Here is a 14,477-nt window from a genome sequence, read left to right as displayed (position 1 = left end):
ACAACCGGGCCTTTTTAACCAATCAGGAAAGAACTGCTGCTAGCTGGCCGGGGCCAGGGGTAGCAATACGCCGTCGATGACGTGGGTGACGCCATTGCTGGAAATAACATCGGGCGTCTGGACGCTGACAGGAGCGTCCTTGCCATTGCTAATCATCACTTTGCCGTTCTGCACTGATATCTTGATTTTTTCGCCGTTTACGGTCGTCAGTTCTTGTCCGTCGCGCAAGTCCTGGGCCAGCAGGCGGCCCTGGATGACGTGGTAAGTCAGCACGCCTTTCAGCTTGTCTTTGCTTTCGGGCTTCATCAGGCCGGCCAGAGCGCCGTTGGGCAGCTTGTTAAAGGCAGCGTTGGTGGGCGCGAAGACAGTGAAAGGTCCGGCACTGCTCAAAGTCTCATCGAGGCCGGCAGCCTTCACGGCTTTCACCAGGGTAGTCACGCTGGTGGCCTGTACGGCGTTTTGCACGATAGTTTTGTCCGGCGTCATCGGTACGCCGTCCACCAGTACCCCCTCGGCCTTGCCCATGCGGGCGGAGTCCGACATCATGGCCGCCGAATCGACGGTTGTAGCCATAGAATCGGTTGTGGTGGTTGTTTCGGTGGTTTGGTTGTTGTCGCCGCAGCTGCTGAGGCCGAAGCTCAGCGTACCCGCCGACAATAAGGTAAGAGTAGCCAGGCGCATAGTCTTCTTCATAAGGGCGCGAAACAGGAGTTTGGGAGAGGTAGGAAAGAGCGTGCTGCGGTTGAGCTAGCCAACCAGTGGTATGCTTACGCACCAAAGCGGCACCTGGATGCTTGTCCGGCCTCAAAATGGCTACCTTTACCACCCAACACCATACCCGCCGCGCCGCCAGGCGCGTATACGGGCCCATTCCACCTACTATTTACCCGATGAAAACTGCCGAAATCCACACCAACAAAGGCGTGATGAAAGTGGAGTTCTACGAACAGGACGCTCCCAACACCGTGAAGAACTTCACCGATCTGGCCCAGAAAGGCTTCTACGACGGACTGAAATTCCACCGTGTCATTCCCAACTTCGTGATTCAGGGCGGCTGCCCCAACTCCCGCGACGGCGCCAAGGGCACGCCCGGTACCGGCGGCCCCGGCTACAAAATTGATTGCGAGCTGACCGGCGACCACCAGTACCATGAGCGCGGCGCCCTGAGCATGGCCCACGCCGGCCGCAACACGGGCGGCTCCCAGTTCTTCATCGTGCACGACCGCCAGAACACGGCCCACCTTGACCGCAACCACACTGTGTTCGGCAAAGTGGTAGAAGGCCTGGACATCATCGACCAGATTAAAGCCAATGACACCATCGAGAAAATCGTGGTAAACGAAGCGTAAGCTTTCTGGCTTGCTAACGTGAAAAAAAGAGGGCCGCCTAAGCAATAGGCGGCCCTCTTTCATGGGTAGCCGCAACGCGGACGTTGAGACGCATCTTTGCGGCCCTGCTTCTGCACCGCTAGCAGGGGTTGCGTGGCAGCTAAATGGCAACCTCTGCATTCAATGGGCGCTACCCGTAAGGCGCGAAGGCAGCGGTTTAGCGGCGTTTTGACTTTCACCTTAGGGCCAAGCGTACTTGCTGATTGGCTTTCCTTCTATGAAAAAACTCGCATCAAACCTCACGTTTCAGGTACTCACAGCCATAGCCCTGGGGGTGCTGGTGGGCACGTTGTTTCCTGGCTTCGGGGCCGCGCTCAAGCCCATCGGCGACACGTTCATTAACCTGATCAAGATGCTCATTGCCCCATCATCTTCCTGACGGTGGTGCTGGGCATTGGGGCATGGGCGACTTGAAAAAGGTAGGCCGGGTAGGTGGAAAGGCGTTGCTCTACTTCGAAATCGTCACGACTCTGGCCTTGATTATTGGAGTTACGGCCGCCAACCTGGCCCAACCAGGCGTGGGCATTGATGCCCGGGCTTCGGTAGCAACGCAGAGTGCCGCGCAGGCCACGGAAGCTTCCAAGTACACGGCCCAGGCCGCTGCGGGCGAGGGCATGAATTGGGTTGACTTTTTCACCCACATAGTACCCCATAGTCTGGTTGGAGCATTTGCCGAGGGCGAGGTGCTACAGGTGCTGTTGATTGCCGTGCTGTTTGGACTGGCCATCAGCCGCGTTCCGGCCGAGTTTGGCGAGCCGCTCATGAAAACCTTCGACCGACTCTCGCACGTTCTGTTTGGGGTGCTGGCCCTGGTAATGCGGCTGGCGCCCCTGGGAGCCTTCGGGGCATGGCCTTTACCATTGGCAAGTATGGCCTGCACGCGCTGCTACCCCTGGGCAAGCTCATGCTGGTGGTCTACCTGACCATGTTCCTATTCGTGTTTGGGGTGCTAAATGCTATTATGCGCTTTTACGGGCTGAGTTTGTGGCGCTTTCTGGGCTTTATTCGGGAGGAGATTCTGCTGGTGCTGGGGACGTCTTCCTCCGAGTCGGCGCTGCCGCGCATGATCGACAAGCTGGAGCGTTACGGCTGCTCCCGCTCGGTGGCGGGCCTGGTCATTCCCACGGGCTACTCTTTTAACCTCGATGGCACCTCCATCTACCTCTCTATTGCGGCTATTTTCCTGGCCCAAGCCTTTACCATTCCGCTTTCCCTCACCCAGGAAATCACCCTAATCGGCATCCTAATGCTAACTAGTAAGGGGCAGCAGGCGTCACGGGTTCGGGCTTTATCGTGCTGGCCTCTACCCTAGCGGCTACCCGCGTTATTCCAGTGGAAGGCGTGGCCCTGTTGCTGGGCGTGGATCGGTTTATGTCGGAAGCCCGCGCCATCACGAACGTCATTGGCAATGGGGTAGCCACGCTGGTCATTGCCAAAAGCGAAAACGAATTCGATGAAGCCCGTCACCAGCGGGCCCTGCAGGGCCTAGCCGTGTCGGGGAGGAAGCACTCGAGCCTACCCACCCGCTTCCCGAAACACATCCGGACGCTACGCTGCCAGACCAACAACGCCATTAAAGCGGCTAGCGCTGCCGCTCAGAGTAGCTACAAACAGAGCTGTCTTCGGATCATAAATTACATAAACTGCAACATTATCTACCTCTTCTTAAGAAGCTCATCTTTAACAACTTGCTTGACGATTTCGTAACAGTAGCACCTGTCACTTAATAATTGTCACCATGTTACTGTCCAACCATCAACTTCGATTACTTCCCGTTTTGTTGCTACTACCGCTGAGCATGGGCTGCAGCTTAGTAAAAGGCGAAGGAAGCTCTTCCGACCCACAGATTCAGGAGATGCAAAACCGAGTAGCCGAGCAAAAACGCATTAGCGATGAAGCGGAGCTTCGGGCCAAAAGCGAAAAGCAGGAGCTCAAAGCTCGCCAGCTACGCCTGAAGGCCTTGAAGAACGAGGCCAAAGCCCGGCAAGTTGGCAACAGCTAGATTGGCTACCTAAGCATCAGGCTGGGCTACTACTCACAGCTTATCCATAGCATAATGCCGTCTTGTCAAGCGAAGCGTCTTGCGGGCTAATGTTGCAGTGGTAATCCTAACATCAGCACGCGAGATGCTTCGGCTGCGCCTCTGCAGGACGGTCTTCGAGTTAACTGTTAATACAGGCCAGTCAGTCCTGCTTGCGGTTCTTAATATGATCGGCTCTTGATCCGCTCCACCAGAAGCTAGCTAACGAAAACGCCCCGGACACCTTTCGGTATCCGGGGCGTTTTCATTGTCATTCCGACGCAGGAGGAATCTGAATTATTTCGTTGATGATGAAACCAGCTTCCTTCCGCATCAGCAAAACAAGCTAGCGGCGGCGGCCGCGCTGGGGCTTTTCGTCTTCATCCTCGTCGTCATCTTCGCCGAAGCTGGGCATGGTGAACATGCTGCTGAGCAGGTCCTTGAATTGGGCGCCGGCGGTAAGGCGGTTGCGCGAAATCAGGCTGTACTCCGAGAGGCCATGGAGCAGGAACTCCATCAGGAAGTAGGTGGTTTCCTCGTCCTCGTTAGGGTGCAGCTCCTTCACAATGTCGCGCAGGCCGGGCACTTGGTCGAGGGCGGCGCGGTAGTCTTTCGTGGAAGCATCGTGGAGCATGTCCACGGTGTGGCCGCTGCCAAACCACTCTTGCACCGTTTTATAGGGCGAAGGGCGGCCTTTCAGCTTTTTAGCTTTGTCGGGGTCGGGGAAGTAGTTCAGGAACAGGGTACGTACGGCCTTGCCCATGAGCTTTTCGGCCACGATGCCCGCCCCTTCCTGCTCGCCTTCGTACACCAGCTCCACCTTGCCCGTAATGGCGGGCACGGCCGAAATAAAGTCGCCCACGCGCACGTAGGTATTCTTCTCGCCATTGATCAGGGCCCGGCGCTCGGCCCCGGCCACTACCTGCTCGTAGGCCGAGATGGTGAGGCGGGCCGACACGCCCGATTTAGCGTCCACGAACTCGGAGCCACGGGCTTCAACGGCCACCTGCTCCACCAAGTCGTGCACGATTTCGTTGCTGGTCACCAGGCCTTTCTGCTCCTCCCGGATGCGGGCTTCCTGCTTAGTGATGCGCTTACCGATTTCAATAGATTTCGGGTAGTGCGTGATGATTTGGGCGTCAATACGGTCTTTGAGGGGCGTTACGATGGAGCCCCGGTTGGTGTAGTCCTCGGGGTTGGCCGTGAACACGAATTGCAGATCCAAGGGCAGGCGCACCTTGAAGCCCCGAATCTGGATGTCGCCTTCCTGCAGAATGTTGAACAGGGACACCTGAATGCGGGCCTGCAAGTCGGGCAGCTCGTTAATCACGAAAATGCCGCGGTGCGCCCTAGGAATCAGGCCGAAGTGAATTACCCGCTCATCAGAATACGGCAGCTTCAGGGTAGCGGCTTTGATGGGGTCGGCGTCGCCGATGAGGTCGGCTACCGATACGTCGGGGGTGGCCAGCTTCTCGGTGTAGCGGTCGTCGCGGTGCAGCCAGGTTACGGGCGTGTCGTCGCCGCGCTCGGCAATCAGGTTCTTGGCGAAAACCGACAGGGGCTGCAACGGGTCGTCGTTCAGCTCCGAGCCTTCGACTACCGGAATAAACTCATCGAGCAAGCCTACCAACAGGCGGGCAATGCGGGTTTTAGCCTGGCCGCGCAGGCCCAGCAGGTTAATGTGGTGGCCAGCCAGAATGGCGCGTTGGAGTTCAGGAATAACCGTTTCCTCGTAGCCATAAATGCCGGGAAACACGTCCTGCTTGCTTTGCAGTTTGGTAATCAGATTGTCACGCAGCTCCTGCTTCACGGAGCGGGGCTGATAGCCGGATTTCTTCAGGGCACCAAGGGTGCGGATGTCGGGTTGCGTCATACGGGGAGTGAATTACCGGCCACCCTACGGAATCCGGACCAGTGGTAGTTCGGCTCGGGTGGCGGAGGTAGTAGTATAACTAGGAAGCAGGGTGGTTGGTTCGGGAAGAAAAGAAGGACTTCTGGCGGGGCAGGTTTTTCGGGTGTAGGTTGTGACGCTGGAACTCACCCCCAGCCCGCGTAGACCAAAGCCAGGGCGCCGCTTTGGTTTTGCTTTCTACTTACTGCCTTTGTATGAGCCTACAGGAACACTATGACGCCATGCGAACTCTCGCCGTTCGCCAGCTTCTGCAGGGCGAGGCTGAACTTGACTTGCTGCTTGAGGTGCCAGAGCAGGACTCCCGCCGGGGCCTCACCTTGTTGGCCCGCCCTCCGGCCGCAGTTACCGCCCGCATTGCCGAAGTACTAGCCACTGTGCAGCGCGCAGAGCCCGACCAGTACTACTACCCTGCCTCCGACACGCATCTTACCATCCTGTCCATTATTTCCTGCTACCCCGGCTTTTCGCTACACCTCGTGGACTCAGGGGCCTACCGGCAGCTGGTGGGAGCTGCGTTGCGCGCGGTGGGCCCGTTCCGTATTTGCTACGCCGGCCTAACGGTTTCCGCCGGTGGTATTATGGTGCAGGGCTTTCCGGAAGACGACAGCCTGGAAAAGCTGCGCAATGCACTACGGGTAGCGTTTCGGCACTCCGGCTTACCGCAGTCCATCGACCAGCGCTACGCCCTGCGTACGGCCCATTCCACCGTCGTACGCTTCACGACGCCACTCCGCGACCCGGCCCACTTAGTAGCCCTAGTGCAGCAAGAGCAGCAGACACGTATCGGCTCCTTTGAAGTAGATACCTTGGAACTGGTGTTCAATGATTGGTACCAACGGGCGGCCAACACTGTGCAACTAGAGCAGTACCGCTTGCCCTATCATCCTTAGCACCCATACCGCTTGTTTCTACTGCCCCTCAGGGCTTTTGCGCCAACGCCTGCTCCAGGGCGGCCACCGTTTCAGTACCGGCGGAGGGACGCGGGGCACCGCCGCGCCAGATGCGCCCATCGCGCCCGATAATCCAGTAGCTAGGAAAGGCCGATACGCCGTACGCCGAGGAAGCCTTTTCCCCGCCGGGGTCGAGCAGGTGTACGCTACCGGGGCTGGTAAGCGGGTACTTGGCCAGGGCCCGCTGCCAGTCAGTGGCTTTGCGGTCTACGGAGATGTAGAGAAACACTACGTCGCGGCCCAGAAACTGCTTTTTCAGCTTTACGGCGGCGGGGCTTCGGCCAGACAAGGGGCGCAGCTGCTGTACCAGAAATCGAGGTAGATGACCTTGCCCCGGAAGTCGGCTAGCGTCACGGTTTGGCCTTGGCCGTCGCGTAGGGCGAAGGCCGGGGCTAGTTGGCCGGGCTGTAAGCCGCCCGTTACGCGCCAGGCGTGGCGCACACTGCGCACGTACGTGGAGTCGTGCGTGCGGGCCAGGTAAGTTGGCAGCACGGCCCCTACCGCCGCGCGGGTGGTCGGGAAATCATACAGCTGCCTCAGCAACATTTCCCCTATCACTTGGTCGCGCAGGGTGGTTTCGCCCAGGTGAGCCGTGGCGGGTGCGTAAAGCCGATCCGGAAGATTAGGAGCCAAGGAAAGTTGATCGGAAGGCGGCAGCAGAAACACGTAGCTGTAGGCCCCATGGAAGAAAGCTAGGGTTTGAAGGAACGTGGGACGGGCAGCAAACAGACCCTCCGCGGGCAAGGGTAGCGTTTTCAGAAAGTCGAAGTAGCCAGCGGGCAACTCGGGCTCCCGCTGGGCCTGGCCTTTACGGTGGCCCACGTAGCGCAACAGGGAAAGCCCGCGCTGCAACTCCAGCAGTTGCCGGCGCAACGTCACTAGCTCCGCGGGCAGGGGTTGCCGTGCCTGCCAGGCCGCAAGGGTATCGAGCTGGCGCTGGTGGTAGGCGTCGGCTCGCTGCCGGAACTCGGGCGGGGTCACGGCCGCGTGCAGGTTTTCGGGCAGCTCCCCGAAGTTGTAGTCAAAGTGGCGCTGGGCCTGGGTGAGGTAGTTGTTGGCGTGGGCCCCGCGCCCCCTGAAACGCAGGGTGGCGAGCAACTGCTGCCGGTCGGCGGTGAGCTCCAGCGAGTCGCCGGGGCTGAGGTACACCGTAAGCGCATCGCCGAGAACCAGTTGCGCATCGATGGGCCCGGTGAGGCCGGTCAGCCGGACTTCAAACGAGCCATCGGGTGCTACCGGAAATTTCTGCTGCCCGCGCTCGGCCAGAGGAGGTAGCTTGCGCCAGATTCGCACGGTATCGTGGGGAGCAGCGTGGTGGAGTAACCGGCCGCGCAACACCGCGGTAGTAGGGGCCACCACGGCCAGGGGCGCGGCAGGCGGCGACGAGGTCCGAAGGGTAGCGCAGCCGCTTAATGCGAATACTATAGGAACCAGAAATTTCATATAGGCAGGATAGTAAAATCGTGCTTAAGGTAACGCCCCGCCGAAAATGACTAGCTAACCACCTGATGACGAATCCACTATTTTTTGATGTCGGGCATCTTTTGCGGCTGGCAGCAGGCTACGCGCGGCGGTTGTCTGTGGTAGTAATATCTTTCGCCTTCTGCTACCTTGCTTCCCTCATCTCAGCCCTTGCCTTCCGTGCCAGACCAACCCGTGGATTATCAGGCAGCATTTGAGGCCCTGCCGGGCAGCTTTCTACTGCTGGCGCCCAATGCTCCCGCCTACACGGTGCTGGCTATCAGCACGGATTTGCTTGAACTCACGGCCCGCACCCGCCAGCAAGTAATTGGCCAGAGCGTGTTTACGGTGTACCCCGAAAACCCGGATGCCCCCACGGCCACGGGCCCCTCGGCCTTGCGTGCCTCCTTGCAAAACGCGGCCCACACCCAGCAGTCCGACCAGATGCCCGTTGTGCGCTACGACTTGCGTAATGCGGCCGGAGTTTTTGAGCCCCGCTATTGGTCTAGCCTAACCAAACCCTTGCTGGACGCGGCCGGGCAGGTGCAGTATTTGCTGCACACTACCCAGGACATTACCGAACAGGTGCGCAAGCAGGATCAGCAGCGCGAGTTGAGCAAGATTGAGAAAACGTACGGGCTGTTTCTGCAGGCCCCGGTGGCCGTTTGCATTCTCACTGGCCCGGAATACACAATTGAACTGGCCAACGACGAAATGCACCGTTTCTGGGGCACTACCCCGGCCGTTACGGGGCAGCCCCTGTTCGCGGCCCTACCCCACGCCCGCGAGCATGGATTTGCCGAGCTGCTGGACCAGGTGCGCAAAACCGGAGAATCTTACTTCGGCACCGAATACCCGGTGCAATTTGCGGGGCCCGAGCAGCCAGTGCAGTACTATAACTTCATCTATCAGGCCTACTTTGAAAATCCTACCGATGCTACCGCCGCCGGCGTTTTTTGCGTGGCGCACAACGTGACGGCGCAGGTAATAGCGCGGCAGCAGGTTGAGGAAAGTGAGCGGCAGGTGCGGGCCTTAGTAGACAGCGCGCCCTTCCCGATTAGCGTGCACGTAGGCCAGGATCTACGCATTCAGTCAGCAAACCAAGCCATGCTAACAGCCTGGGGCAAAGGCCCTGCCGTGCTGGGCCGGGCCTTTGCTGAGGTACTGCCCGAGTTCGAAGACCAGGATGTATTCTTCCAAATGGAGCAGGTGTTTGCTACCGGGCAGCCGTTTGGCGTTCGGAACCAGCAGATAGAGGTAGTAATCGGCGGCGCGCCTCAAACCTTTTACTACCACTACAACTTCACGCCCCTGTACAACCCCGATGGCAGCGTGTACGGCATCGTAAACACGGGCGCCGATGTTACGGATCTGATGCTGGCCCGCCAGCGCATTGAGAAGTATGCCGCCGAGCTAGAGGAAAGCGAGGAGCGGTTCCGCATCATGGCTGACGCGGCACCCAACCACGTGTGGGCCGTGCATCCAGATTCGTCGATCCGCTACGTTAACCGGGCCTTTCTGGAGTTTGTGGGCGTGAGCCTGGAGGAGTACCTGCGGGTAGGCTGGGCCAGCTACCTCTATCCTGAGGAGCTGGAGCACGCCCAGCACATCCTAACCGAGGCTATCAGCGGCCAAACCATTTACCGGCTGGAACACCGCATGCGGCGCCACGATGGGCAATACCGCTGGCTGCTGGCGCAGGGCGCCCCCAGCTACTACCCCAACGGCGAGCTGTACGGCTACGTGGGCTCGGCCATTGACATCACGGAGCTTAAGCAGATGAACGAGCAGTTGGTGCAAACCAACAACGACCTGGACAACTTCGTGTACACCGCCTCCCACGACCTGAAAGCCCCCATTCACAACATTGAAGGGCTGCTCCACGCCTTGCTGCAGACGCTGCCGCCCGAAACCCGGCACTCCGGGCAGGTGCAGCGCCTCACGGATATGATGCAGGAGTCCGTGGACCGCTTCACCAAAACCATTGCCAACCTCACGGACGTTGTGAAGCTGCAGAAGGAAAACAGCGAGGAAGCGGTTCTCGTGGAGCTGGCCAGCGTGTTGCAAGACGTATGCCTGGACCTGGAGCCGCTGCGGGCAGCCGCGGCGGGCCAACTTCAGAGCAGGGTTCCGGGGGGCTGTTTGTTCGGTTCTCGGCCAAAAACCTGCGTTCTGTGCTGTATAACCTGCTGAGTAACTCCCTAAAATACCGCGCCCCGGACCGCCCCCGCTGGTACGCATCAGCTACGAGCTGGCCCCGCCCTACCACGTACTAACCGTTACGGACAACGGCTTGGGCATTGCGGACACGCATCAGGAACAACTATTTGGCATGTTCCGCCGGTTTCATAACCACGTGGAGGGCAGCGGCATTGGGCTGTATATGGTGAAGAAAATGGTAGACAATGCCGGCGGAAAAATCATGGTCAGCAGCCAGGTTGGGGTAGGTTCCAGCTTTCAGGTGTATTTTCGGCACTAACCCGATGCGCTGGGCTTCCGGGTTACGCGTAGTTACGTGCAGCTAAATTCCTACGATACATAATGGATAAGATTTCCTGCATTTTATTGGTGGACGACGACAAAACCACCAACTTTCTTAATCGGCTGCTCCTGGAAAACCTGGGGGTAACCGACCAAGTGCTGGTAGCAGAAAACGGCCGCGAGGCCCTGCGCCTCATTGAGCAGAATGGCCCCAACGACACCTGTCCGGCCCTGATTCTGCTCGATATTAACATGCCCGTCATGAATGGCTTCGACTTTCTGGAAGCCTACCAAAACCTCTCCTTTGCCCACAAGCAGTCCGTGGTCATCGTGATGCTGACTACCTCGCTTAACCCCGCGACGTCACCCGCCTGCAGCAGCTACCCACCAATGGGTTCCTGAACAAGCCCCTGACCAAAAAAATGGTCCACGAGGTGCTAAAACAGCATTTCAACCTGGAGTTTCCGGCCTAGCCCGCCTACCTGTTCGTAGCTCGTCGAATCTTTTCACAGAAAAAGCCGCTGACGTTCTGCGTCAGCGGCTTTTTCTGTGAAAACTCAATCCGAAATAGTGCGCTAGGCAATTACACTGACTTGCGGCGGTTGCGCTTGTAGTCCTCAAATATCAGGTGGCCCAAGCCTTTCAGGGAGCTGTAGTAGGCTTTGCCCTGGTTTACCTGCGTGAACTCTTCCACAAACTGCTGCAGGTAGGGGTCCGAGGCAATCATAAAGGTAGTAATGGGCACCTTCAGCCGGCGGGCTGCCGCGGCCAGGTTTAGGGTTTTGTTGACCACTTTCCGGTCGAGGCCAAAGGAGTTTTTGTAGTAGCCGTTGGCTTCTTTCAGGCAAGTAGGCTTGCCGTCGGTAATCATAAAAATCTGCTTGTTGGGGGTTTTGCGTTTGCGCAGCAGATCCAGGGCCAATTCCAGGCCCGCTACCGTGTTGGTGTGGTAGGGCCCCACTTGCAGGTAAGGCAGTTCCTTGACCTCAATCTGCCAGGCGTCGTTACCGAACACGATGACATCGAGAAAGTCCTTGGGATACTTCTGCTTCACCAACTCGGCCAGAGCCATGGCCACCTTTTTGGCGGGCGTAATCCGGTCCTCGCCGTACAGGATCATGGAGTGCGAAATGTCAATCATAAGCACCGTACTGGTCTGCGACTTGTGCTCGTTCTCGCGCACCTCCAAGTCGTTTTCCGTCAGCATGAAGTTGTCGCCCTCCATGCCGTGGTTGAGCTGAGCATTCCGAATGGACTCGGTCATGGAAATCTGGTCGAGCGAATCGCCGAAGCGGAACTCCCGCATGTCGGTGCTTTGCTCGTCGCCCTGGCCCGTGTGGGGCGTGCGGTGGTTGCCCTGGCCCGACTTCTTGAGCTTGCCAAAAATTTCCTCCAGAGCCGACTTACGAATGTTCTGCTCGCTTTTGGCCGTGATGTTAAAGGCGCCCGGCTCCTGCGGGTCTTCATCAATGTAGCCCTTCTTTTTAAGGTCCTCAATGAAGTCGCCCATGCCATAGCCGTCGTCAGTCAGGCCGTACTGCTTATCCAGCTCGTTCAGCCACGAAAGGGCCTCACCCACGTCGCCGCTAGTGATGGTGACAAGCTGCATGAATATCTTGAAGAGGGAGTCGAAGCCTTTTTCGGTCGACTCCTCGGGCACGTAATCCCGAAAACGAAAGCCTGCGGACATAATACAAGGGGGAATGAGCTTTCAGAACAACCGTTGGGGTAGCAATGTTCGTTTCTACAGTTGGGGCTGCAACTTATGGAGTTGAGAAGGTAGCCGGAAGCTACTATCCTTTTGCCTTCTTATGCGGCCGAATTACACATTTCCTTAAACCAAGATTCTCTCAGTATATGAAAGCCATCTGGAACAACGCCGTTGTGGCCGAAAGCAACGATACGGTAGTGGTTGAGAATAACCACTACTTTCCCGCGGATGCTATTAAGCGGGAGTTTTTCGAGGACAGTATTGCGGGCACTACCTGCCCCTGGAAAGGACGGGCCAGCTACTACTCCCTGCGCGTGAATGGGGAACTAAACAAGGACGCCGCGTGGTATTACCCTGACCCCAAGGACGCCGCCCAGCAGATAAAGGGCCGCGTGGCCTTCTGGAAGGGCGTGCAAATAGTGCCTTAACCTACCCTTTTCAGCTGAATTAGTAAGCTGCGGGGTCGAAAACATTGATTATATGCTATATTACTTGCAGGCAATCCGTTAATCAATATATAATAGAAAAAATACAACTCAATATCTTTACCTTGCGTTTACAAACGCCGAACTCTCTCCCGGCGAACCTAGAGTGCGGGAAGTCTCGTACGCTACCTCAGGAATACTCCCTAATACCTCTTCTACCATGCTCACTTCTTCTTTTCCTCGTTTGCTGCTGGCTACCGGCGTTGTAGCGGCTTCCCTGACGGCCTGCGACTCGACGCGCCCCGTGGCCAGCGAATCCTCCGCCGAATCAGTTCCGGTTTCCCCTACCGTAGATGAAAGTGACGTAAGCTTTAACCGCGAAGTAACGCAGGGAGATTACCGTTTCACCGTGAAGTCCTACGGCTCGCAGGAGCCCCGGTTTATCAGCGTCCGCTCGTACCGCGGTACGGCTCAAACCATTGACCCACTGCGCGTAGAGGTAAGCGGGGCCGTTACCAACGTAGCCTCCGGCGACCTGAATGGCAACGGCAAGCCCGAGCTGTACGTGATGACAGATAACAAGCGCGCCAACGGCGGCCTGTACGCTTTTGAGTTTGCGGAGCGGGGTTACACACCTATTACGGCTCCCGGTACGCCGGGCGGTAATGCCGGCATGGGCTACTCTGGCCAAGATACTTACCAGATCAGCGGCAATAAGCTAGTGCGGACCTTCCCCGTAACTAGCACGGCAACGGCCACCGCTGGTACTACGGCCGGCACCACGGCAGGCTCCACCCCTGCTACCGGCACACGCACCGTAGAATACACGCTCGATAACACGGGCAAGCTGGTAATGGGCCAGTCCATGGACGCCAAGTAATCTTACTAATACGCCTCATAAAAAAGCCTCCGCAAGTAGTTGCGGAGGCTTTTTTTATGGAAGCTGTACCTTACTCAATCCACTTGAACTTGTATTCGAGCTTGGGGACTGGCATGCGGTCAGCAACGCGGCGCAGGCGGTTAGGCAGAGCCATGATGTACTCGCGGGCTTTCTCGGCGGCACTGTTCAAGCCAGTAATCTGGTCTATTTTCCAGATGTTGATCAGGCTTTCCAGAATATCCGTGTAATCCTGGCTGGTATACACGCCTAGGCGCTGGGCCGCGTCGGTGAAGTGGCCGAAGGTTTTGCCCATTTCCACACCCATTTCGCGCATGTAGTGGGCTGGCATGACAATTTTCTTGCGCATCATGTCCTCAAACGCCAGCATCATCTGGGAGGGGTCAACTTCGAAAATCTTCTCCACAAAACCCTGGTACACGCGGGCGTGGCGGGTTTCGTCGCCGGCAATCATGCCGCAGATTTTAGAGAGTTGGTCGTCGCCGGCTTTGCGGGCCAGCGTACCCACGCGGCGGTGTGAGAGGTTGGTAGCCGCTTCCTGGTAGCTCGTGTACACAAAGGCGCGGTACGGGTCGTGGGCCGTGCCCAGGTCGAAGCCGTCGGCAATCAAGTGCTGGGTGCTGACCTCAAACTCGCGCATATTCACGCGGCCACAGAGGTAGAGGTAGCGGTTAAGCAGGTCGCCGTGGCGGTTTTCCTCGGCCGTCCAGCCCCGAATCCACTGCGCCCAGCCGTTGTCATGGTCCCGGTTCAGATCATCGAGCTGGTGAAACCAAGCTTCGTAGTTAGGCAGGGCCTCTTCCGTGATGGTATCCCCAATCAGGACGGCTAATAGGTCGTAGCTCAGGCCCGTGGCCCGCTCACGGAGCAGCTTTACCTCGTCAAAAAAGTTATCCTGGCGCGGATCAGGTAGAAAGTCCGAAGGTTGCCAGCTAGACTCCACGCTTTTCAGAAAGGAGCCAATATTTTCTTTTACATAGGGCTCCATATGCTGGAGCACTTCCGCTCGGGAGGTTACGGAGTCAGTAATCATGGCAACGGGTGGTGAAGGGAGTAATATGCAACATCAAAGGTATGGTACTCCTACCCCGCCGTAGTCGGAATAAGTCCCGTAACACCAACAAAATTTTGGCTTCATATATCTATTGCGAAAATTTTGTACGCATTCGGTACACCTGCGCTCTTGCCCCGCGCTTCGACTCCAGCTCCACAGGAAATAATTGCATTACTG

General features: G+C 57.7%; 15 protein-coding genes and 1 pseudogene. 10 read left to right on the top strand and 6 right to left on the bottom strand.

Features of this window, described 5'->3' with window-relative positions:
* Nucleotides 1-39: 39 nt before the first annotated feature.
* The gene (locus MUN84_RS21380) at nt 40-693 is read right to left on the bottom strand and encodes a fasciclin domain-containing protein (protein ID WP_244695924.1); all 654 of its coding nucleotides are present in this window, start codon (nt 691-693) and stop codon (nt 40-42) included.
* Between the two features lie 197 nt (nt 694-890).
* Between MUN84_RS21380 and MUN84_RS21375 the strand changes: the two genes are divergently transcribed.
* The 4 genes and pseudogenes from MUN84_RS21375 (at nt 891) to MUN84_RS21360 (ending at nt 3,390) form a co-directional block, all read left to right on the top strand.
* Entirely contained in the window at nt 891-1,349 is a 459-nt protein-coding gene (locus tag MUN84_RS21375) for a peptidylprolyl isomerase (protein ID WP_244695923.1), read from the top strand.
* Nucleotides 1,350-1,605: 256 nt separating this feature from the next.
* Nucleotides 1,606-1,767 (top strand): cation:dicarboxylate symporter family transporter, encoded by a 162-nt coding sequence (locus MUN84_RS24270; RefSeq protein ID WP_317239034.1) that lies wholly within the window; start codon nt 1,606-1,608, stop codon nt 1,765-1,767.
* A 22-nt stretch (nt 1,768-1,789) separates the two neighbouring features.
* Nucleotides 1,790-3,095 (top strand): annotated as a pseudogene (locus MUN84_RS21370) (cation:dicarboxylate symporter family transporter).
* Between the two features lie 70 nt (nt 3,096-3,165).
* A complete protein-coding gene (locus MUN84_RS21360; protein ID WP_244695921.1) occupies nt 3,166-3,390 on the top strand; it encodes a hypothetical protein in 225 nt (74 codons plus the stop codon).
* Between the two features lie 364 nt (nt 3,391-3,754).
* Here MUN84_RS21360 and MUN84_RS21355 read toward each other — a convergent pair whose 3' ends face one another.
* Entirely contained in the window at nt 3,755-5,281 is a 1,527-nt protein-coding gene (locus tag MUN84_RS21355) for a sigma 54-interacting transcriptional regulator (RefSeq protein WP_244695920.1), read from the bottom strand.
* Nucleotides 5,282-5,514: 233 nt separating this feature from the next.
* Here MUN84_RS21355 and MUN84_RS21350 point away from each other — a divergent pair, with 233 nt between their 5' ends.
* On the top strand, nt 5,515-6,210 hold the full coding sequence (locus tag MUN84_RS21350) for a 2'-5' RNA ligase family protein (protein WP_244695919.1): 696 nt from the start codon (nt 5,515-5,517) through the stop codon (nt 6,208-6,210).
* Nucleotides 6,211-6,238: 28 nt separating this feature from the next.
* Here the strand turns inward: MUN84_RS21350 and MUN84_RS21345 are convergent, their stop codons facing one another.
* On the bottom strand, nt 6,239-6,559 hold the full coding sequence (locus MUN84_RS21345) for a TlpA family protein disulfide reductase (RefSeq protein ID WP_244695918.1): 321 nt from the start codon (nt 6,557-6,559) through the stop codon (nt 6,239-6,241).
* Nucleotides 6,532-7,713: a TlpA family protein disulfide reductase gene (locus tag MUN84_RS21340; RefSeq protein WP_244695917.1), complete on the bottom strand. Its 1,182-nt coding sequence runs from the start codon at nt 7,711-7,713 to the stop codon at nt 6,532-6,534. The genes MUN84_RS21345 and MUN84_RS21340 overlap by 28 nt, the downstream gene beginning before the upstream one ends.
* 168 nt (nt 7,714-7,881) lie before the next feature.
* On the opposite strand from MUN84_RS21340, the gene MUN84_RS21335 reads away from it, so the two are divergent.
* The 3 genes from MUN84_RS21335 (at nt 7,882) to MUN84_RS21325 (ending at nt 10,614) form a co-directional block, all read left to right on the top strand.
* Nucleotides 7,882-9,924, top strand: a complete 2,043-nt coding sequence (locus MUN84_RS21335; RefSeq protein ID WP_244695916.1) for a PAS domain-containing protein — start codon at nt 7,882-7,884, stop codon at nt 9,922-9,924.
* Nucleotides 9,925-9,937: 13 nt separating this feature from the next.
* Nucleotides 9,938-10,210: a sensor histidine kinase gene (locus tag MUN84_RS21330; RefSeq protein WP_317239237.1), complete on the top strand. Its 273-nt coding sequence runs from the start codon at nt 9,938-9,940 to the stop codon at nt 10,208-10,210.
* A 62-nt stretch (nt 10,211-10,272) separates the two neighbouring features.
* Nucleotides 10,273-10,614 carry a two-component system response regulator gene (locus MUN84_RS21325; RefSeq protein ID WP_244695914.1) on the top strand — a complete coding sequence of 114 codons (342 nt, stop codon included), beginning with the start codon at nt 10,273-10,275 and terminating at the stop codon, nt 10,612-10,614.
* Nucleotides 10,615-10,795: 181 nt separating this feature from the next.
* Here MUN84_RS21325 and MUN84_RS21320 read toward each other — a convergent pair whose 3' ends face one another.
* Nucleotides 10,796-11,902: a vWA domain-containing protein gene (locus tag MUN84_RS21320; protein WP_244695913.1), complete on the bottom strand. Its 1,107-nt coding sequence runs from the start codon at nt 11,900-11,902 to the stop codon at nt 10,796-10,798.
* Nucleotides 11,903-12,069: 167 nt separating this feature from the next.
* Between MUN84_RS21320 and MUN84_RS21315 the strand changes: the two genes are divergently transcribed.
* Both MUN84_RS21315 and MUN84_RS21310 read left to right on the top strand, forming a co-directional pair.
* The gene (locus MUN84_RS21315) at nt 12,070-12,351 is read left to right on the top strand and encodes a DUF427 domain-containing protein (protein WP_244695912.1); all 282 of its coding nucleotides are present in this window, start codon (nt 12,070-12,072) and stop codon (nt 12,349-12,351) included.
* Nucleotides 12,352-12,568: 217 nt separating this feature from the next.
* A complete protein-coding gene (locus MUN84_RS21310) occupies nt 12,569-13,228 on the top strand; it encodes a hypothetical protein (protein WP_244695911.1) in 660 nt (219 codons plus the stop codon).
* A 70-nt stretch (nt 13,229-13,298) separates the two neighbouring features.
* Here MUN84_RS21310 and MUN84_RS21305 read toward each other — a convergent pair whose 3' ends face one another.
* Nucleotides 13,299-14,279 carry an acyl-ACP desaturase gene (locus MUN84_RS21305; RefSeq protein ID WP_244695910.1) on the bottom strand — a complete coding sequence of 327 codons (981 nt, stop codon included), beginning with the start codon at nt 14,277-14,279 and terminating at the stop codon, nt 13,299-13,301.
* Nucleotides 14,280-14,477 lie beyond the last annotated feature (198 nt).

This window comes from Hymenobacter sp. 5516J-16 (genome assembly GCF_022919335.1).
In the GTDB taxonomy this organism is placed as follows: Bacteria; Bacteroidota; Bacteroidia; order Cytophagales; family Hymenobacteraceae; genus Hymenobacter; species Hymenobacter sublimis.
This window is presented reverse-complemented; position numbering and strand designations above follow the sequence as displayed.